Annotated in this window: 17 protein-coding genes; 11 read left to right on the forward strand and 6 right to left on the reverse strand. The window is 46.7% G+C overall.

All coding sequences use genetic code 11. The features are described 5' to 3' along the window. Positions 1-194 precede the first annotated feature (194 nt). Positions 195-2444 (reverse strand): inorganic phosphate transporter, encoded by a 2250-nt coding sequence (locus DXA54_RS23300; protein WP_120080810.1) that lies wholly within the window; start codon positions 2442-2444, stop codon positions 195-197. Between the two features lie 481 nt (positions 2445-2925). Next, entirely contained in the window at positions 2926-5013 is a 2088-nt protein-coding gene (locus tag DXA54_RS23310) for an RNA degradosome polyphosphate kinase (protein WP_120080812.1), read from the reverse strand. Positions 5014-5068: 55 nt separating this feature from the next. Here DXA54_RS23310 and DXA54_RS23315 point away from each other — a divergent pair, with 55 nt between their 5' ends. The 3 genes from DXA54_RS23315 to rfbB all read left to right on the forward strand — a co-directional run bounded on the left by DXA54_RS23315 (position 5069) and on the right by rfbB (position 7690). Further along, positions 5069-5563, forward strand: coding sequence for a metallophosphoesterase family protein (locus DXA54_RS23315; protein WP_008650393.1), 495 nt, complete (start codon positions 5069-5071; stop codon positions 5561-5563). A 99-nt stretch (positions 5564-5662) separates the two neighbouring features. Further along, positions 5663-6532: a glucose-1-phosphate thymidylyltransferase RfbA gene (rfbA, locus tag DXA54_RS23320; RefSeq protein ID WP_004296806.1), complete on the forward strand. Its 870-nt coding sequence runs from the start codon at positions 5663-5665 to the stop codon at positions 6530-6532. 21 nt (positions 6533-6553) lie between these two features. Then, on the forward strand, positions 6554-7690 hold the full coding sequence (gene rfbB / locus DXA54_RS23325; RefSeq protein ID WP_004308968.1) for a dTDP-glucose 4,6-dehydratase: 1137 nt from the start codon (positions 6554-6556) through the stop codon (positions 7688-7690). Between the two features lie 3 nt (positions 7691-7693). Here rfbB and DXA54_RS23330 read toward each other — a convergent pair whose 3' ends face one another. Next, entirely contained in the window at positions 7694-8587 is an 894-nt protein-coding gene (locus DXA54_RS23330) for a 1,4-dihydroxy-2-naphthoate polyprenyltransferase (RefSeq protein ID WP_004296804.1), read from the reverse strand. Positions 8588-8675: 88 nt separating this feature from the next. Here DXA54_RS23330 and DXA54_RS23335 point away from each other — a divergent pair, with 88 nt between their 5' ends. Beyond that, on the forward strand, positions 8676-9737 hold the full coding sequence (locus DXA54_RS23335) for a metallophosphoesterase (RefSeq protein WP_120080814.1): 1062 nt from the start codon (positions 8676-8678) through the stop codon (positions 9735-9737). Here DXA54_RS23335 and nadD read toward each other — a convergent pair. From nadD to DXA54_RS23350, 3 genes are read right to left on the reverse strand one after another with little or no spacing between them, the layout of a single operon-like run. Beyond that, the gene (gene nadD, locus DXA54_RS23340) at positions 9712-10299 is read right to left on the reverse strand and encodes a nicotinate (nicotinamide) nucleotide adenylyltransferase (RefSeq protein WP_004306885.1); all 588 of its coding nucleotides are present in this window, start codon (positions 10297-10299) and stop codon (positions 9712-9714) included. The two genes, DXA54_RS23335 and nadD, sit on opposite strands and share 26 nt — an antisense overlap. Then, complete coding sequence (gmk, locus tag DXA54_RS23345) at positions 10296-10862, reverse strand: guanylate kinase (protein ID WP_004306884.1); 567 nt, start codon at positions 10860-10862, stop codon at positions 10296-10298. Before gmk ends, nadD begins: the two co-directional genes overlap by 4 nt. 43 nt (positions 10863-10905) lie before the next feature. Further along, the gene (locus DXA54_RS23350; RefSeq protein WP_004296799.1) at positions 10906-11787 is read right to left on the reverse strand and encodes a YicC/YloC family endoribonuclease; all 882 of its coding nucleotides are present in this window, start codon (positions 11785-11787) and stop codon (positions 10906-10908) included. Positions 11788-11876: 89 nt separating this feature from the next. Between DXA54_RS23350 and tsaB the strand changes: the two genes are divergently transcribed. From tsaB to rseP, 7 genes are all read left to right on the forward strand, one after another. Further along, positions 11877-12566 carry a tRNA (adenosine(37)-N6)-threonylcarbamoyltransferase complex dimerization subunit type 1 TsaB gene (gene tsaB / locus DXA54_RS23355; protein WP_004306883.1) on the forward strand — a complete coding sequence of 230 codons (690 nt, stop codon included), beginning with the start codon at positions 11877-11879 and terminating at the stop codon, positions 12564-12566. Between the two features lie 36 nt (positions 12567-12602). Continuing rightward, positions 12603-13214, forward strand: a complete 612-nt coding sequence (locus DXA54_RS23360) for a DUF4290 domain-containing protein (RefSeq protein ID WP_004296797.1) — start codon at positions 12603-12605, stop codon at positions 13212-13214. Positions 13215-13244: 30 nt separating this feature from the next. Further along, positions 13245-14549, forward strand: a complete 1305-nt coding sequence (gene murA, locus DXA54_RS23365; protein WP_004296796.1) for a UDP-N-acetylglucosamine 1-carboxyvinyltransferase — start codon at positions 13245-13247, stop codon at positions 14547-14549. Continuing rightward, positions 14546-15088, forward strand: a complete 543-nt coding sequence (gene rimM, locus DXA54_RS23370) for a ribosome maturation factor RimM (RefSeq protein ID WP_004296795.1) — start codon at positions 14546-14548, stop codon at positions 15086-15088. Before murA ends, rimM begins: the two co-directional genes overlap by 4 nt. Positions 15089-15163: 75 nt before the next feature. Continuing rightward, positions 15164-16024, forward strand: coding sequence for a M23 family metallopeptidase (locus tag DXA54_RS23375; protein ID WP_004296794.1), 861 nt, complete (start codon positions 15164-15166; stop codon positions 16022-16024). 14 nt (positions 16025-16038) lie between these two features. After that, entirely contained in the window at positions 16039-17208 is a 1170-nt protein-coding gene (locus DXA54_RS23380) for a 1-deoxy-D-xylulose-5-phosphate reductoisomerase (RefSeq protein WP_004308958.1), read from the forward strand. A gap of 129 nt (positions 17209-17337) precedes the next feature. Continuing rightward, positions 17338-18693, forward strand: coding sequence for an RIP metalloprotease RseP (gene rseP / locus DXA54_RS23385; RefSeq protein WP_008776346.1), 1356 nt, complete (start codon positions 17338-17340; stop codon positions 18691-18693). The last annotated feature ends 88 nt before the right edge of the window (positions 18694-18781 follow it).

Genomic DNA, 18781 nt, shown 5'->3' on the forward strand with positions numbered 1-18781 from the left:
AGTATCTTATCGACTATAAATATACAATTTTACCAGATCAAATACTAAAGAATAGAGCTTTTTTAAACCTATTTCTGAAAAAGAAAGGACTGTTTGATACACCCCCTCCTATGTAAACAGGGTTTATCAGACAGTCCTTTCCGTGCGGAGTATGATTCGTCCGTTATTCAGTGGACGATCCTTGCTTTTCGTCCTTACGGCATTTCAGTTTCTATCTGGAATTTACGGCTTACTTTCATCAAATTGATGGTATAAGTGACTACGTTCTGTGCTTCCTGAACCATCGTGAGATACACCATGCTCACCCGGATGCTTCCTGATTGGCTTTGGATGCGTTGCAGTTCCTTACGTTTCAATAGTGAAAGCTGTCCGTTGAGGTCGTTGGCACGACGGATTTCTTCTTCGAAGTCGTTGTACTCGTTGTTTTCCATTTTCTTACGACACTGCTGAATCAGATAGGTGATATCTTCGGATACATCGCTGAATTCACCTTTCTGGATGGCGTCCAATGGGTTGAAGTTGTTGTCGATATGTTCGAGGCAAGGTTCGCAGAGGCGGGAAATACTGTAGACCAATTCGCTAGCGAAATCGTTGCCTTGATAGTAATAAAGTCCTTTTTCGAGTACGGTGTTATTGTCGAGACGACACATGGCAACGGTGCCCGAACGTTTCATCTGTTTGATGAGCTGTTTCTCAAATTTAGTGGACCCCATGGCGCGACGCAATCCTCGCAGATTTTCATGAAGGAATGAAGTGACAGTCAGTTCGAAATTTGTTTCTGCATATTCCAATACTTTGGAAAGTTCTTCGCGGGTGTGCTTACGCATCAGTTGCAGGGCTTCTGCGCTGTCTGTGGTTTGCATCAGTTGCTTCAGCGTTTCGTTACCTTGTTCTTTCGCTTTGCGTTTCTTGTACATCACCTGGCTACGGATCAAGATGAATACAGCTATACCGATGAGGGCGATGATAGAGATGTTTCCGCCATAATGGAGTACGAGAGCTACGAAGAAACAGATGGTGAAGGCGGCTCCGGCGGTGATGAACCAACCTCCGATGACGCTTAATACGCCGGTGATACGGTAAACGGCTGAATCACGTCCCCAGGCGCGGTCGGCCAAAGAGGTACCCATAGCTACCATGAAGGTTACGTAGGTGGTGGAAAGGGGAAGTTTCAGGGAGGTTCCCAAGGCGATGAGCAGCCCGGCCAATACCAGGTTGACAGAAGCGCGGACAAGGTCGAAAGCAGCTCCGTCGGCTATGATTGCTTCGTCTTTGCGGAAGCGGGAGTCAAGCCATTTTTTGCTACCTTCCGGCATTATCCGGGAGATTCCGTTGGCAAGTGTCATGCTGATGCGGACCACTGTACGGGCGATCGGAGTACTTCCGAATGCTTCTTCTCCTTCATCTTGGCGGGAAAGGTCGACAGATGTTTTAATTACGGCGTGTGCTTTTTTAGAGGTGCAGAGGGCATAGACCATGACGGCTCCGGCTCCGATAAGAAAATACCACGGTGTTTTGGCAGGTCCCAGTAAAGAGGTCATCAGGAAGCCGTTGGGATTTCCTTCTCCGTTGGCGGTATAGTCCATGAAAGAGGAGAAACCTGCGAGGGGAACACCGATAAAGTTGACAAGGTCGTTACCGGCAAAAGCGAGTGCCAGGGCGAAGGTCCCCATCATTACGACGACTTTGAAAACATTGATTTTCATCCAGTGAAGGATCTGCATCAGTACGGTGAAGAACACAAAGAAAACGGTGATTAGCATCAGTGTGTTGTCTTGTATCCAGTGTTTGTTTTCAGGGGTCATGAAGGAGCTGTCTTTCAGTCCTTTGATAAGCATGAAATAGATGATGGCAGTAGCGGCTATACCTCCAAAGAGGGCGATGCTGTATTTCATCTTCTTCGTATAGTTGAAGGTGAAGATCACACGGGCAAGCCATTGTACAAGCATTCCGAAGAAGAAGGCGATAGCGACGGAGACGAAGATCGCCATAATGACGGAGAGGGCTTTGTCGGTGTTGATGAGGTCTCCCAAAGCAAGAGTGTCACTATTGTGCACTTTGATAAGTGCGAGGGCGAATGTTCCTCCGAGTAGTTCAAAGACTAATGATACAGTGGTCGAGGTGGGCATCCCCATAGAGTTAAAGACGTCCAGCAGTACTACGTCGGTCAACATGACAGCTAGCAGAATGCACATGATTTCGGCAAAGTAGAAGTGCTCGGGTTGGTAGATGCCGTGCCGGGCAATGTCCATCATACCGTTGGACAGGGAAGCGCCAATGAATATACCAATACCAGCTATGAAAAGAATGGTTTTAAACGAAGCGGCCTTGGCGCCTACCGCAGAGTTCAAAAAGTTAACTGCATCATTACTGACTCCGACTATCAGATCGAAAACAGCTAGTACAAAGAGGAAGATGATAATGCATAAATAAATAGTCTCCATAATAAATATATGTGTATGTTGTTTCCGGCTGCAAAGGACGGAATTTGACGTTGCAGGGAGGTGTCATACATGTTACATTTATATTACAATCGTCTTTCTTTTGTTTCGTAATCGTCTTTCTTTTGTCTTGAAACAAAAGAAAGAAGCAAAGAAAAATTCAAGGCTGACTTTTTTCTCCTACTCGCTCCCTGCACTGCGCTAAAGGGCAGAAACTCGCTACGCTCAAACAGTCTGCCCTTTTTGACGCTCCGTTACGGGGGCTCGCTTGACAGAGAAAAAAGTAGGCCGGAGGAGCGTGCGGGGTGGGCGTTGTGGGGGAGGTTGCATGAGAGGTCGGTGTGGTTGTTGCGAGGGAAGCCATGTAGTAAGGGCGTATAACGGGGATGTGCAGCGGGAACGTTGCGGGAAGGCCGTGTGGGGCGTTGTAAGTTGCAGGACACGGGTATGGGATTCTTATGTTAGTTAATTAGTTGGTTGTTTTTTAGTTATTTGTTTTGTTTAGCCAGTCATAGAAGGTGTATTGGGCCCGTACAGCGGGGGTGCCGGGCGTTCTTTTTTTGAATATATTTCGCAGGTTGTCGTCTACCCAGCAGGCTTTTTGGTTGTCGGCGAGCTGGATATTAAGCATTTCGATGAGGCTGTCACGCAGGTCGGGGGCGAGAATGGGGGTGATGGCTTCGATGCGGCGGTAGAGGTTACGACGCATCCAGTCGGGGGAGCCCATGAAGACTTTGGGTTTGCCGTCGTTGCCGAAGTACCAGATGCGGGCGTGTTCGAGGAAACTGTCTACAATACGGGTGACACGAATGTTACGACTGTATGACTGTCCGGGGATAAGACAACAGATTCCACGGACGATGAGGTCTATTTGTACGCCGTGTTCGGAGGCTTCGTAGAGACGGTCAATCATGGCGGGGTCTTGGAGGGCGTTCATTTTTAGGATGATACGGCCTTGTTTGCCTTCGTCGGCGAGGGCGATTTCCCGATCAATCAGGCGGTTCAATTCGGGGATGAGGTTGAAACGGGCGACAAGAAGGGTGGTGAACTTCGGGTCTTCTTTGCCTTGCAGGGTGCGGAAGAGGTTATAGAGGTCGGCCACTATCTTCGGACGGCAGGTGAAAAGGCCACAGTCGGCGTAGAGGGTGGCGGTCTTTTCATTAAAGTTACCGGTGCTGATATAGGCGTAGCTGGGTATTTTTTCACCGTTCAGTCCGCGGCGGCGGATAAGGGCTACTTTGGCGTGTACTTTCAGACCGGGTATGCTGTATATTATTTTAATGCCGGCGGCTTGCATCATTTCGGCCGTGGCAAGGTTGTTTTCTTCGTCGAAACGGGCTTTCAGTTCCACGAATACGGTGACTTTCTTGCCGTTTTGGGCGGCGGCTATCAGGGTGTTGATGACGGCGGAGTTTTCAGCTACGCGGTATTGGGTTACCATGATTTCACGGGTTTCCGGGTTGTGCACGGCTTCATACAGGAAGTGGATGAAGTGCTCGAAAGAGTGATAAGGGTAATATAATAACAGGTCCTTCTTGGCAACGTAGTTGAAGATAGATTCTTTTTCGTCAAGGATGGTCAGCTTCATTGGCTTCGGCTTTTCGAGGCTGTGAAGAGATTTGTTCGGGTTGGGAAGATGACGCAGGTCTTCAAGATTCAGGTGCTTGTCGCCGGGGACAAGTTCATCACGCTGAATATGGAAGGCGTCTACCAGAAAGTCCAGAAAGTCATGAGGCATACCACGGTCGTAGACGAAACGGCAGACGTCACCGATCTTACGTTTCTTCACTTTCTTCTTGAGTTGAGCGACAAGGTCGGCACTGCTGGCGGTGTCGTCAATCAATATGTCAGCGTCACGGGAGATTTTGATGCAGTAGCTGGAATCAACATCGTAGCCGGGGAAAATAAGGTTGAGGTTTGCCTTGATTATATCTTCGGTAAACATCAGGTAATGGTTTTTCTCGCGGGATGGAAGTTCGATGAAGCGGGGCACTTTGGCGTAGGGTTGCTTCATCACGAAGTAAAGAGGTTGCCGGGATTCTGTTAGACTGGTAGTTCCTTCATTTCCTTCTTTCTTCGGATAGACTCGTATGGCCAGGTAAAGGCGGTTATCCCGCAGGAAGGAGACTATTTTATCTTTGGATACAGGCACAGGCTGCAGGTAGGGAAAAATTTCTTCCCGGAAAAAGTCTTTAATAAACTGCTGGTGGAACGGTTCTACATGTCTGTCCTGATAAAAGATGATGTGATTCTTGCGCAGGGCAGGTAGTAGTTTCTCTTCATAAATGCGTACACGGTCATCCAGCTGGCGGGTGACTTCTTTATTTATTTCTTCTACCAGTTCGCGGGCGGATTGTACGGTTTCTTCATCACTTTCCGTAGCGCCGGAGGCAACAGCTTTATGGTCGGCTACACGGATTTTGTAAAACTCTTCGAGGTTGGAAGAGTAGATAGAGATGAAGTTGATACGTTCGTAGAGCGGTAGACGCTCGTCCAGAGCCTCCAACAATACGCGATAATTAAATGAGAGCCAACTAATATCTCGCTTGAAATAATTATATTTGCTTTCCATGTGCTTTAAGATTTTTCCAAATATAGTATCTTTGTGGGATTAAACAAAGAAATTTATGACAAGAATTGGATTATTATCTGATACTCACGCTTACTGGGACGAGAAATATCTGGAATATTTTGAACCATGTGACGAAATCTGGCATGCCGGAGACATCGGTTCGCTGGAAGTAGCGGAAAGGTTAGCCGCCTTCCGTCCATTCCGGGCGGTATATGGAAATATTGACGGACAGGAAATCAGAAAGCTGTATCCGCAAATAAACCGTTTCACGGTAGATGGTGCAGAAGTGCTGATTAAACATATCGGCGGTTATCCGGGGAAATACGATCCTTCCATCATCGGCAGTCTGATGACACGTCCGCCCAAACTTTTTATCAGCGGACATTCTCATATATTAAAGGTGAAATATGATAAAACGCTGGATATGTTGCATATTAATCCGGGAGCTGCCGGCATGTCCGGTTTCCACAAAGTACGGACTTTGGTACGTTTTGTTATCAACCAGGGGGCCTTTCAGGACTTGGAAGTCATCGAATTGGCGGACAAATAAAATAAATGTTCCTGCCAGATTGAAAAATTATTTTAAAATTTTGCCACGTCGGAATTCTTTCCGACCTTTGCACGCAGTTAATGAATAACTCAGACGAACATGAAAGGAATTATTCTAGCCGGTGGTAGTGCCACCCGACTTTATCCGCTCTCTAAAGCGATTTCCAAACAAATCATGCCTGTGTATGACAAGCCGATGATTTATTATCCGTTGTCAACACTTATGTTGGCAGGAATACGCGAAGTGTTGATTATTTCGACTCCACGCGATTTGCCGATGTTCCGCGACTTGTTGGGAACGGGTGAGGAACTGGGTATGTCTTTCTCCTATAAAATTCAGGAACAACCTAACGGACTGGCACAAGCTTTCGTATTGGGAGCCGATTTCCTGAACGGCGAACCGGGCTGTCTGATTCTTGGGGATAATATGTTTTACGGACAGGGCTTTTCCGCCATGCTCCGCCGGGCTGCCAATATAGAAAAGGGCGCCTGCATCTTCGGTTACTACGTGAAAGACCCGCGCGCTTATGGTGTAGTGGAATTTGACGAACAGGGAAAAGTGATTTCACTGGAAGAAAAGCCGGAAGTGCCGAAAAGTAATTATGCCGTTCCGGGACTTTATTTCTACGATGCCAGTGTGACGGAAAAAGCAGCGGCTCTTCGTCCTTCAGCACGTGGAGAGTATGAGATAACAGACTTGAACCGTCTGTATCTGGAAGAAGGTACATTGAAAGTGGAACTCTTCGGACGCGGATTTGCATGGCTCGATACGGGTAACTGCGACAGTCTGCTGGAAGCTTCCAACTTCGTGGCCACTATTCAGAACCGCCAAGGTTTTTACGTCAGCTGTATTGAAGAAATCGCCTGGCGTCAGGGATGGATTCCGACGGAGCAGTTGCTTCTACTGGGTCAACAGCTCGAAAAAACCGAGTATGGAAAGTACCTTATCGAATTGGCTAAACAATCCTAAAATCAACATAAAGAATAAAATATGAAAACTTATCTAGTGACCGGTGCCGCAGGATTTATCGGGGCAAATTACATCAAGTACATCTTAGCCAAACATAACGACATCAAAGTCGTGATATTGGACGCTTTGACGTATGCAGGTAACTTAGGAACGATTGCCAAAGACATCGACAACGAACGCTGTGTCTTTATCAAAGGAGACATTTGTAGCCGCGATGTGGTAGACGGTCTTTTTGCTGAGTATCGTTTTGACTATGTGGTGAATTTCGCTGCCGAGAGCCATGTGGACCGCAGCATTGAAAATCCGCAACTGTTTCTGATTACCAACATTCTCGGAACACAGAACTTACTGGATTGTGCACGCCGTGCATGGGTAATGGGGAAAGACGAACAAGGATATCCGACCTGGAGAAAAGGTGTACGCTATCATCAGGTATCTACCGATGAGGTGTATGGTTCATTGGGAGCCGAAGGGTATTTCACTGAAGCAACTCCGCTTTGTCCTCACAGCCCATACAGTGCTTCTAAGACAAGTGCAGACATGGTGGTAATGGCTTACCACGACACTTATAAAATGCCGGTAACGATTACCCGTTGCTCCAACAACTACGGTCCGTACCACTTCCCGGAAAAATTGATTCCGTTGATTATCAAGAATATCCTCGAAGGAAAGCATCTCCCCGTCTACGGTGACGGTAGCAATGTGCGCGACTGGCTTTATGTGGAAGACCACTGCAAAGCAATCGACCTCGTTGTGCGTGAAGGTCAAGACGGAGAAGTGTACAACGTTGGTGGACACAACGAGAAAACAAACCTCGAAATCGTGAAACTGACAATTTCGACTATCCACCGTCTGATGGCAGAAAATCCCGAATATCGTCAGGTTCTCAAAAAGAAAGTGAAAGACGAAAACGGAGATATTTCGATCGACTGGATCAACGAAGATCTGATTACTTTCGTTAAGGACCGTCTGGGACACGACCAACGTTATGCTATCGACCCCACCAAGATAACAAATGCCTTAGGATGGTATCCCGAAACTAAATTCGAGGTCGGTATCGTAAAGACAATCGAATGGTATTTAGCCAACCAAGCTTGGGTGGAAGAAGTTACCAGCGGAGATTATCAGGGTTACTACGAAAAGATGTACGGGAAATGATTCTCAATTTATCAACATTCCTATTGCAATAAGAATACCCATAAGCAGCATATTACGCGAAGTCTCGCCTAATATGCTGTTTAATTTTTTACCGCTGTATATTTTCACCATCCGTTTCCAGGTAAGGAAATGAGGGATCAGATAAAGTTGCGGAAGAAAAGCGGCGTAGAAATGACCTTCACGAAGGAAACACAAGCAGAGAAGAGAAGCGGTAATCCCCAGCATCAAATAAAAATAGCGACCGAATTTCTCGCCGAAACGAACGATCACTGTCCTTTTTCCACTGCGTGCATCCGCTTCGCGGTCACGATAATTATTGACTACCAACAATGTATCGATAAGCAGTCCGCAGATTAAAGAGGCGATAGTGACATCCGGTGTCCAGGTTAGCGCCTGTACGTAATATGTTCCGCCTACGGGTACAAAGCCGAAAAAGACAATCACCAATACATCGCCCCAACCGTTGTAAGAAAGAGGATAAGGACCGGTGGTATAAAGAAAGGCAAATAACACACAAAGCACTCCTACGATAATCAATTCCCACCCGGCAAAGAAGAGTAACGTACAGCCGATAAGGCAGGCAAGAGCAACCGTAATAATAATCCCGGTTTTCATCGCTTGCGGAGAAATCCATCCTTGCGCACAAGCACGTTCGGGGCCTAACCGGTCTTCCCGGTCTGTTCCTTTGAGGAAGTCGAAAAGGTCATTGATGAAATTAGCGGCAATTTGCATCAGACTTGCAAACAGACAACAGATCAGTGCAGGCAACCAGTGAAAACGTCCGTCCATTGCAGCAAGAGCAGTACCTATCATAACCGGAGTTATGGCCCCTGTCAGCGTTTTGGGACGTGCAGCTAATATCCATGCTTGTAGCGAGTTACGCTTTACTTCTTCCATACTTTAATATATTATAAATAGTTTTGACGGACAAAGATACATGATTTTTCGTATCTTTGCACCCCGAAAAACTTCAAACTAAGAGAAGATGAAGAAAATAAAAACAATCTACCCTGTTATCCTGTTGACATTGCTTTTGCTGGTTTCCTGTAAGTCGAAAAAGAATATGGTGGCTACCTTGCCACGCCCTGTTTTAAATTCAGATTCTATTTATCCGGATACGGCTAATGCCATAGCCGGGTTATTCTCCCCCGACCACTCGCAACTCAAAGAGCTGAATGTTTCCAAAAACAAAAAGCAGAATACAAAGAAAAAGACTTCTACCGATACACACGAATCGTCGGATCTGGTACTGCGGGCAACAAAAATCACTTCTTCCAGCGTAGATGTATCTTCTGTCTATACCGGAGTGGACCGTGTAGTAAAATATGACTTTACACACCGCGATGTTCCCGAAGCCTTTGAAGGTTTCCGTATCGCTTTCATTTCCGACTTACACTACAAAAGTCTGCTGAAAGAGAAAGGTCTGAACGACCTTGTCCGCCTGCTGATTGCTCAAAAGGCTGATGTGCTTCTGATGGGTGGTGACTATCAGGAAGGTTGTGAATATGTAGAACCTTTGTTTTCCGCACTGGCACGCGTAAAAACACCGATGGGCACTTATGGGGTAATGGGCAATAACGACTACGAACGTTGCCACGACGATATTGTGAATACAATGAAACATTACGGCATGCGTCCGTTAGAACATGAAGTAGATACGCTTCGTAAAGACGGGCAGCAGATCATTATCGCTGGAGTGCGCAATCCTTTTGATCTGGGGCGCAACGGAGTATCGCCTACTCTGGCACTCTCTCCCAAAGATTTTGTCATCTTACTGGTTCATACTCCGGATTACATCGAAGATGTTTCAGTAGCTAACACCGACCTTGCCCTGGCAGGACACACCCACGGCGGACAAGTCCGTGTATTCGGAGTTGCCCCGGCACTTAACTCACACTATGGCAATCGTTTCATCACCGGACTGGCATATAATTCTGCAAAAATACCTTTGATTATAACAAACGGAATAGGAACCTCCAAATTACCAATCCGTGTCGGCGCTCCGGCGGAAATCATCGTTATTACTCTTCATCGATTAACGGAGTAAACTGGATAGCCTCCCAAGCCTTTGGATGCATAAAGTATCGAACATCTTTCCTTGCATCCAGTGCTTCTCGAATAAAAGTAGAACTGATTTCAAATACAGGAGAATGAACAAGACGCACCGTTTCCGGCAATTCCTCCTCTTTGACGGGAAAGCCGGGACGGGGGTAAATAAGAATCTGATTCTCTTTAATGATACGTTCGGACTGATACCAATATCCAAAACGTTCCCAATTATCGGAACCGATAATGAAATAAAACTCGCGATCGGGAAATGCCTCACGCAGTTTCTCCAACGTATATACGCTATATGAGGGGCGAGGCAAATGAAACTCAAAATCTGAAGCCTGAAAACGAGGATAGTCACTGATGCTCAACTTTACCAGTTCGAGACGTAATTCATCATTCCATAACTTCTCCTGTGCTTTCAAAGGATTCTGCGGACTCACCATAAACCAGATTTCATCCAATCCTTCATACTCACAAAGGTAGTTGGCTAGAGCAAGATGTCCGATGTGAATCGGATTGAATGATCCGCTGAAGATTCCGGTTTTCTGCTTATTCATTGTTCCAAAAACTCTTTGATAACTTTCAAAGCTTCCGCTTTAGCAGTTTCCAAATTGTCATTGACAATCACACAATCGAATTGCGGAGCAAAACCCAATTCATATTCCGCCTTAGCGATGCGACTTTCAATCACTTCCGGCGCATCCGTTCCACGTCCTTCCAACCGGCAGCGTAATTCTTCCACCGAAGGCGGCTGGATAAACACCGACAACGCACGATCGCCATAAAACTTCTTGATATTGCATCCGCCAACCACATCTACGTCAAACACCACATTCTGACCCGCTTCCAATTGCTTTTCTACCTGCGCTTTCAGCGTTCCGTAATAACGGTCCTTATACACCTCCTCATACTCCAGAAATTCGTTGTTCTCAATGCGTTGGCGAAATTCTTCCGGCGTAAGGAAGAAATATTCAACCCCATGCTGCTCCGTTCCACGCGGAGGACGGCTGGTAGCAGAAATTGAAAACGCTAAATTCAAATTCTGCGTCAGCAGATAATTGATTATAGTAGATTTGCCCGAACCCGACGGAGCAGAGAAAATAATTAGCTTACCGGTCATAAGTTTAATGAAGAATTAAGAATTAAAAATGATAGATACTGTTTTACATCACGTTCAGTACCTGTTCCTTAATCTGTTCCAGTTCATCCTTCATCTGAACTACGATCTTCTGCATTTCAGCATGATTGGACTTGCTGCCTAACGTATTGATCTCCCGACCCATTTCCTGGGCGATAAAACCAAGCTTCTTACCCTGTCCGCTACCACTTTCCATCGTGCTGATGAAATATTTCAGATGGTTGCTAAGACGTTGTTTTTCCTCGTTGACATCCAGTTTTTCGATGTAGTAAATCAGTTCCTGTTCCAGACGATTCTTGTCGTAGTCTACGCTTAACGTCTTTTCGAGAGCATCAGTGATGCGTTCCTTCACTTTCTCTACACGTTCTTTCTCGTAAGGAGTAATCTGTTCGAGCAAACTGTTGATGTTGGCAATCTTCTCACGGAATTTCTTTTCCAATGCAGCCCCCTCCTGTTTGCGGAAATCGACCAAATGACTGATGGCTTCAAGTATGGTAGCATGCACCATGCTCCATTCCTCTTCCGTCAGTTCCTGGATTTCCGTTTTCGTCATCACGTCCGGCATGCGGAGTAATAGTTGGAGCCAGTCTTCCGGTGCGGGACAAGGAATCCCCAGTTCGCGGCTTATCGAATCCAACTGGCTATAATAACTTTTCAGTACATCCTTATTGATGGGAGCAGCATCCGCACCCTCCTTCTTCTCTATCCACAGGCTGAAGTCAGCTTTTCCACGTTCCAGAACTTTAGAAATCTCATTACGGATTTCAATCTCTTTTTCACGATACGCCGGAGCGATGCGAGTGGACAAATCCATTGCCTTGCTGTTGAGCGACTTGATTTCTACATTTATTTTTTTATCAGGAAGTTCGGCCGTAGCTTTACCGTATCCTGTCATAGACTGTATCATAACCTTAAAGTTTTGTGCAAAAGTACACGAATATTTTAAGAATTGGAAATAATCATGTAAATTTGCGACAATTTAATAAGCTGATTTTTATGTCGTGTATACTGAATATTGAAACCTCTACCTCTGTTTGCTCGGTAGCGGCCAGTCAAGACGGACAGACGATTTTTGTGAAAGAAGACTTGAAAGGCCCTTCACACGCCGTGTCTTTAGGAGTTTTTGTAGATGAAGCATTGTCGTTCATAGACAGTCATGCCATCCCTTTGGATGCCGTTGCAGTGAGTTGCGGACCGGGTTCGTACACCGGACTCCGAATCGGGGTTTCTATGGCGAAAGGAATTTGTTACGGGCGCAATATCCCCTTGATCGGTATCCCGACGCTGGAAGTATTGAGTGTTCCGGTGCTGTTGTATCACGACTTGCCCGAAAACGCTTTGCTTTGTCCGATGATCGACGCCCGCCGCATGGAAGTATATGCAGCCGTCTATGACCGTCGTCTACAAGTGAAACGTACAGTTGCCGCCGACATCGTAGATGAGAACTCTTACCTGGAGTTCCTGAACGAACAACCGGTTTATTTCTTTGGAAACGGAGCCGACAAATGCCGCGAACAGATCACGCATCCGAACGCACATTTTATCGACAATATCCATCCGTTGGCTAAAATGATGTTCCCACTGGCAGAAAAAGCAGTGGCCGATGAAGACTATAAAGACGTGGCTTACTTCGAACCTTTCTACCTGAAAGAATTCGTTGCCTCCATGCCGAAAAAGCTTCTTTAATTTTTTAATTTTTAATTCTCAATTTTAATTTAACAAATGCAATACAATACTCAACAGAAAAGAATGCCGCTTCCCGAATACGGACGTAGCATCCAGAACATGGTAGATTATGCGTTGACCATTCAGGATCGTGCAGAACGTCAGCGTTGTGCCAACACCATCATCAACATTATGGGAAATATGTTCCCCCATTTGCGTGATGTACCCGATTTCAAGCACAAGCTTTGGGACCACCTGGCTATCATGTCCGGTTTTGAGCTGGATATTGACTATCCGTATGAAATCATCCGCAAGGACAATCTGGTGACCCGCCCGGACCATATCCCCTACTCCACTGCCCGTATGCGTTACCGTCACTACGGACATACGCTGGAAGTACTGATAAAAAAAGCGATCGAATTCCCTGAAGGAAACGAAAAGAGAAACCTGATTGCCCTTATCTGCAACCACATGAAAAAGGATTACTTGGCATGGAACAAAGATACAGTGGACGACAAAAAGATTGCCGAAGACCTATACGAACTGTCTAACGGGGAACTCCAAATGACCGACGATATCGTCCGGCTGATGGCAGAACGCCTGAATCAGAACTACCGTCCGAAGACGAACTATACCAACAATCGTCAAAACAATAAAAGAAGATACTAAAACACTTTATACTTAATACTAAAAAAATTAATGGCTTCATTTGTAATCGAAGGAGGACATCGGCTTAGCGGAGAAATCCACCCGCAAGGAGCTAAAAACGAAGTTTTGCAGATAATCTGTGCCACGTTGCTGACCGCAGAGGAAGTGACGGTGAACAATATACCTGACATTCTTGATGTCAACAACCTGATTCAGCTCTTGCGGGAGATGGGAGTGACGGTTGCAAAGAAAGGCATTGATTCTTATAGTTTTAAAGCAGAAAATGTAGACCTGGCTTATTTGGAAAGCGATGAATTCCTAAAGAAATGTTCCAGTCTGCGAGGCTCTGTGATGCTTATAGGTCCCATGGTGGCACGTTTCGGCAAGGCATTGATTTCCAAGCCGGGAGGAGATAAAATCGGTCGCCGCCGTCTGGACACTCACTTTGTAGGTATTCAGAATTTAGGGGCCGACTTCCGCTACGACGAAGAGCGGGGTATCTACGAAATAACGGCCGACAGACTTCAGGGAAGCTATATGCTACTGGACGAAGCATCTGTCACCGGAACAGCCAACATCGTCATGGCAGCCGTACTTGCCAAAGGTACGACCACCATTTACAATGCCGCCTGCGAACCCTACGTGCAACAACTCTGCCGGTTACTCAACCGGATGGGAGCCAAAATCAGCGGTATCGCATCCAACCTGCTCACCATCGAAGGCGTGGAAGAACTGCACGGCACGCAACACACCGTACTGCCCGACATGATTGAAGTGGGCAGCTTCATCGGCATGGCGGCAATGACGAAAAGCGAAATTACCATCAAGAATGTTTCTTACGAAAATCTTGGAATCATCCCCGAGAGCTTCCGCCGTCTGGGCATCAAGCTCGAACAAAGAGGAGACGATATTTACGTTCCCGCACAGGAAACATACCAGATAGAATCATTTATCGACGGCTCCATCATGACGATAGCCGACGCCACTTGGCCGGGACTGACTCCCGACTTGCTAAGTGTGATGCTCGTTGTAGCCACACAAGCCAAAGGCAGCGTACTGATCCATCAGAAAATGTTCGAAAGCCGCCTGTTCTTTGTGGACAAGCTGATCGACATGGGTGCACAGATCATTCTCTGCGACCCTCACCGCGCCGTAGTCATCGGACACAACCACGGCTTCAAGCTGCGCGGCGCCCGCCTGACTTCACCGGATATACGTGCCGGTATCGCCCTTCTGATTGCCGCCATGAGCGCCGAAGGCACCAGTACCATTAGTAACATCGAACAGATAGACCGTGGTTATCAGAACATCGAAGGACGTCTGAACGCTATCGGAGCCAGAATCACCCGGATATGATAAAGAAAGAAGAAGTATACAAGATAGGATTATTCAATAAACCGCACGGCATCCACGGCGAATTGCAGTTTACCTTCACGGACGATATTTTCGACCGTGTGGACTGCGATTATCTGATATGCCTGCTCGATGGCATCTTCGTGCCTTTCTTCATCGAAGAATACCGCTTCCGTTCAGACTCCACCGCCTTGGTGAAACTGGAAGGAGTCGACAGTGCCGAACGTGCCCGAATGTTCACCAACATTGAAGTCTACTTCCCCGTGAAACACGCCGAAGAAGCGGAAGATGGCGAATTATCCTGGAACTTCTTTATCGGTTTCCAGATGGAAGACATCCATCACGGACTTCTGGGAGAAGTCATAGATGTAGATACCACTACGGTAAACACCCTTTTCGTGGTTGAAGGAGCGGAAGAAGAGGAACTGCTCGTTCCCGCCCAGGAGGAATTTATCGTAGGAATAGACCAGAAACAGAAACTCATCACGGTGGAACTTCCCGAAGGGTTGCTCAATCTGGAGGAATTGGAAGATGACCGGTGAGAACGAATAAAACGATGAGCCGCTCATCCACTGAAAATAGTAAATAGTAAATAGTAAAAACAGTAAATACCCGAGATGCCAAAGAGAAGACGAAGTAAAGCTTTCTGGAAAAATTTCAAGTTCAAGTATAAACTAACGATCGTTAATGAAAATACACTTGAAGAAATTGTCGGACTTCGCGTATCCAAGCTCAATGGACTTTCCGTATTACTTTGCGTGCTGGCGGTACTTTTCCTGATCGCTTCCTGCATCATCACCTTCACCCCGCTGCGCAACTACCTTCCCGGATACATGAACAGTGAAGTCCGTACACAAATCGTGGACAATGCCCTGCGTGTAGACTCTTTACAACAAGTGCTCAACAAGCAGAATCTTTACATCATGAACATTCAGGATATCTTCAGTGGAAAAGTATCCATCGACAGCGTGCAGACACTCGATTCACTGACCACTGCCCGCGAAGACACACTGATGGAACGTACCAAACGGGAAGAAGAATTCCGCCGTCAGTATGAAGAGAATGAAAAATATAACCTGACCTCCATCACTTCCCAACCGGACGTGACCGGACTCATTTTATACCGTCCGACACGAGGTATGGTGTCCGACCACTTCAATGCCGAGAAGAAACATTACGGCACCGACATCGCCGCCAATCCCAACGAAAGTGTATTGGCAACCATGGACGGGACCGTCATCCTAAGTACATACACCGCCGAGACAGGTTATCTGATTGGCGTACAACATAACCAGGATTTAATTTCAATCTATAAACACTGCGGCTCCCTCCTGAAAAAGGAAGGTGAACGCGTGAAAGGAGGGGAAGCCATCGCTCTGGTAGGAAACAGCGGCACACTTAGTACAGGGCCGCACCTCCATTTCGAACTTTGGTATAAAGGTCATCCGGTGAATCCCGAAAAATACATCGTATTTTAAGTGATAATAGAAAAATGAATATAGAGACTAACAAAAAGAAAAAACAAATAGCTATCCTAGGCTCAACAGGCTCCATCGGGACGCAGGCTCTGCAAGTCATCGAAGAACATCCCGACCTGTACGAAGCCTATGCGCTGACAGCCAACAACCGCGTGGAACTACTGATTGCCCAGGCACGGAAGTTCCAGCCGGAAGTGGTAGTGATAGCCAACGAAGAAAAGTATTCCGAACTGAAAGAAGCATTGAGCGACCTGCCTATCAAAGTGTACGCAGGCACAGACGCTATCTGTCAGATTGTAGAAGCAGGCCCCATCGACATGGTGTTGACAGCCATGGTCGGTTATGCCGGACTAAAACCAACCATCAACGCCATCCGCGCCAAGAAAGCGATTGCGTTGGCCAATAAAGAAACATTGGTAGTAGCGGGCGAACTGATTAATCAGTTGGCACAACAATATCGCACTCCGATTCTGCCGGTAGACTCTGAACACTCTGCTGTTTTTCAGTGTTTAGCGGGAGAAGTGGGTAACCCGATCGAGAAAGTGATATTGACAGCCTCCGGAGGTCCGTTCCGCACTTGCACCCTGGAACAGCTGAAATCCGTCACAAAGACGCAAGCCTTGAAACATCCCAACTGGGAAATGGGAGCAAAAATCACAATCGACTCCGCTTCCATGATGAATAAAGGTTTTGAGGTGATCGAAGCCAAATGGTTGTTTGGTGTTCAGCCCAGCCAGATCGAAGTGGTGGTGCATCCGCAATCAGTCATTCACTCGATGGTGCAGTTTGAAGACGGAGCTGTCAAGGCACAACTTGGGATGCCGGATATGCGCCTGCCCATCCAGTACGCATTCTCCTACCCCGACCGTATCAGCTCTTCTTTCGACAGACTCGATTTCTCCCAATGCACGAATCTGACGTTTGAGCAACCCGATACGAAACGGTTCCGCAACCTGGCACTCGCCTACGAAGCGATGTACCGCGGAGGGAATATGCCCTGTATCGTCAATGCTGCCAATGAAGTAGTGGTAGCCTCTTTCCTAAAAGACGACATCAGCTTCCTCGGCATGAGCGACGTAATAGAGAAAACAATGGAACGGGTTGCCTTCATCGCCAATCCGACATACGACGATTATGTAGCTACGGATGCGGAAGCAAGGAAAATAGCAGCCAGTCTGATATGATCCGCTTCATCCCATTGATGAACAAAGAAAATAAAGAAATTGATTAGTATTAATATAAATTGAAAATAGCCTTTATATCCTCTCTTCGGTAGAGAATTAGTTGAAGGCTTTAAACTGTAAATAGACTATATGGAAACATTTTTGATTCGTGCCCTGCAATTGATTATGAGCTTATCCTTGCTCGTTATCGTTCATGAAGGCGGGCATTTTCTTTTTGCCCGTTTGTTTAAGGTGCGTGTAGAAAAATTCTGCTTATTTTTTGACCCTTGGTTCACCCTTTTTAAGTTCAAACCCAAGAAAAGTGACACAGAGTATGCAGTAGGCTGGTTGCCATTGGGCGGTTATGTCAAAATAGCCGGCATGATTGATGAGTCGATGGATACCGAACAGATGAAACAACCCGAACAACCGTGGGAGTTCCGTTCCAAGCCGGCGTGGCAACGTCTGCTGATAATGGTGGGTGGCGTACTGTTCAACTTCCTGTTGGCACTGTTCATCTACTCCATGATTCTTTTTGCATGGGGCGATCAATATATAAAGGTACAGGAAGCCCCTCTTGGTATGGAATTCAACGAGACTGCCAAAGCGGTAGGTTTCCAGGACGGTGATATCCTCCTTTCTGCCGACGGTGTTCCTTTCGAACGTTATGACGGCGACATGTTGAGCCAGATTGCCGATGCACGCGAAGTAAGCGTCATCCGTAACGGGGCAAAAGCCTCCGTCTATATCCCGGAAGACCTGATGCAACGTCTCTTGGCAGACAGCGTCCGCTTCGCCTCCTACCGTTTCCCGTATGTTATAGACAGCGTAATGGTGAACTCTCCTGCCGCACAAGCAGGAATCCAGGCAGGTGACAGCATCATCGCCCTGAACGGAACCCCGATCTCTTTCTCCGACTTCAAAGAAGCGATGGCAGAACGTAAGAAAAACGAAGCAACCCTGCTCAAAGACAGCATAGATCCGCGTCTAATCACGCTGACTTATGTGCGTAACGGTACAACAGACACGCTAAGTATGCGTGTAGACTCCGCCTACCTGATGGGTGTAACCGCCTGTCTCGTCACAGACCGTCTGCTCCCTATGGTAAAAAAAGAATATGCTTTCTTTGAATCCTTCCCCGCAGGTGTCTCCCTCGGTGTGAAAACCCTGAAAGGCTATGTAGGAAACATGAAATACCTCTTCTCAAAAGAAGGAGCCAAACAGCTGGGCGGCTTCGGAACGATCGGCAGCATCTTCCCCGCTACCTGGGACTGGCACCAGTTCTGGTATATGACAGCCTTCCTTTCCATCATCCTGGCTTTCATGAACATCCTCCCTATCCCCGCATTAGACGGTGGCCACGTGCTCTTCCTCTTCTACGAGATGATAGCCCGCCGCAAACCGAGCGACAAGTTTATGGAATACGCCCAGATGACCGGCATGATTCTGCTCTTCGGTCTGTTGATATGGGCTAACTTCAATGATATTTTGCGATTCTTCTTCTAGCGAATATAACAATAGAAAGATAGAGAAAACATATAAAAAGAGGCACTTAGACGATACTGACACCGTATAACAAAAAGTTATAGCTCGG

It is taken from the genome of Bacteroides sp. OF03-11BH, assembly GCF_003604005.1.
In the GTDB taxonomy this organism is placed as follows: Bacteria; Bacteroidota; Bacteroidia; order Bacteroidales; family Bacteroidaceae; genus Bacteroides; species Bacteroides ovatus.

Bases quoted from the DNA above. Each gene is read 5' to 3' on its own strand.
- DXA54_RS23350 (WP_004296799.1), bottom strand. From the start codon at position 11,787: ATGATACAGTCTATGACAGGATACGGTAAAGCTACGGCCGAACTTCCT.
- gmk (WP_004306884.1), bottom strand. From the start codon at position 10,862: ATGACCGGTAAGCTAATTATTTTCTCTGCTCCGTCGGGTTCGGGCAAA.
- DXA54_RS23300 (WP_120080810.1), bottom strand. From the start codon at position 2,444: ATGGAGACTATTTATTTATGCATTATCATCTTCCTCTTTGTACTAGCT.
- rimM (WP_004296795.1), top strand. From the start codon at position 14,546: ATGATAAAGAAAGAAGAAGTATACAAGATAGGATTATTCAATAAACCG.
- murA (WP_004296796.1), top strand. From the start codon at position 13,245: ATGGCTTCATTTGTAATCGAAGGAGGACATCGGCTTAGCGGAGAAATC.
- DXA54_RS23310 (WP_120080812.1), bottom strand. From the start codon at position 5,013: ATGGAAAGCAAATATAATTATTTCAAGCGAGATATTAGTTGGCTCTCA.
- DXA54_RS23360 (WP_004296797.1), top strand. From the start codon at position 12,603: ATGCAATACAATACTCAACAGAAAAGAATGCCGCTTCCCGAATACGGA.
- DXA54_RS23375 (WP_004296794.1), top strand. From the start codon at position 15,164: ATGCCAAAGAGAAGACGAAGTAAAGCTTTCTGGAAAAATTTCAAGTTC.
- DXA54_RS23380 (WP_004308958.1), top strand. From the start codon at position 16,039: ATGAATATAGAGACTAACAAAAAGAAAAAACAAATAGCTATCCTAGGC.
- tsaB (WP_004306883.1), top strand. From the start codon at position 11,877: ATGTCGTGTATACTGAATATTGAAACCTCTACCTCTGTTTGCTCGGTA.
- nadD (WP_004306885.1), bottom strand. From the start codon at position 10,299: ATGAATAAGCAGAAAACCGGAATCTTCAGCGGATCATTCAATCCGATT.
- rseP (WP_008776346.1), top strand. From the start codon at position 17,338: ATGGAAACATTTTTGATTCGTGCCCTGCAATTGATTATGAGCTTATCC.
- DXA54_RS23315 (WP_008650393.1), top strand. From the start codon at position 5,069: ATGACAAGAATTGGATTATTATCTGATACTCACGCTTACTGGGACGAG.
- DXA54_RS23330 (WP_004296804.1), bottom strand. From the start codon at position 8,587: ATGGAAGAAGTAAAGCGTAACTCGCTACAAGCATGGATATTAGCTGCA.
- DXA54_RS23335 (WP_120080814.1), top strand. From the start codon at position 8,676: ATGAAGAAAATAAAAACAATCTACCCTGTTATCCTGTTGACATTGCTT.
- rfbA (WP_004296806.1), top strand. From the start codon at position 5,663: ATGAAAGGAATTATTCTAGCCGGTGGTAGTGCCACCCGACTTTATCCG.
- rfbB (WP_004308968.1), top strand. From the start codon at position 6,554: ATGAAAACTTATCTAGTGACCGGTGCCGCAGGATTTATCGGGGCAAAT.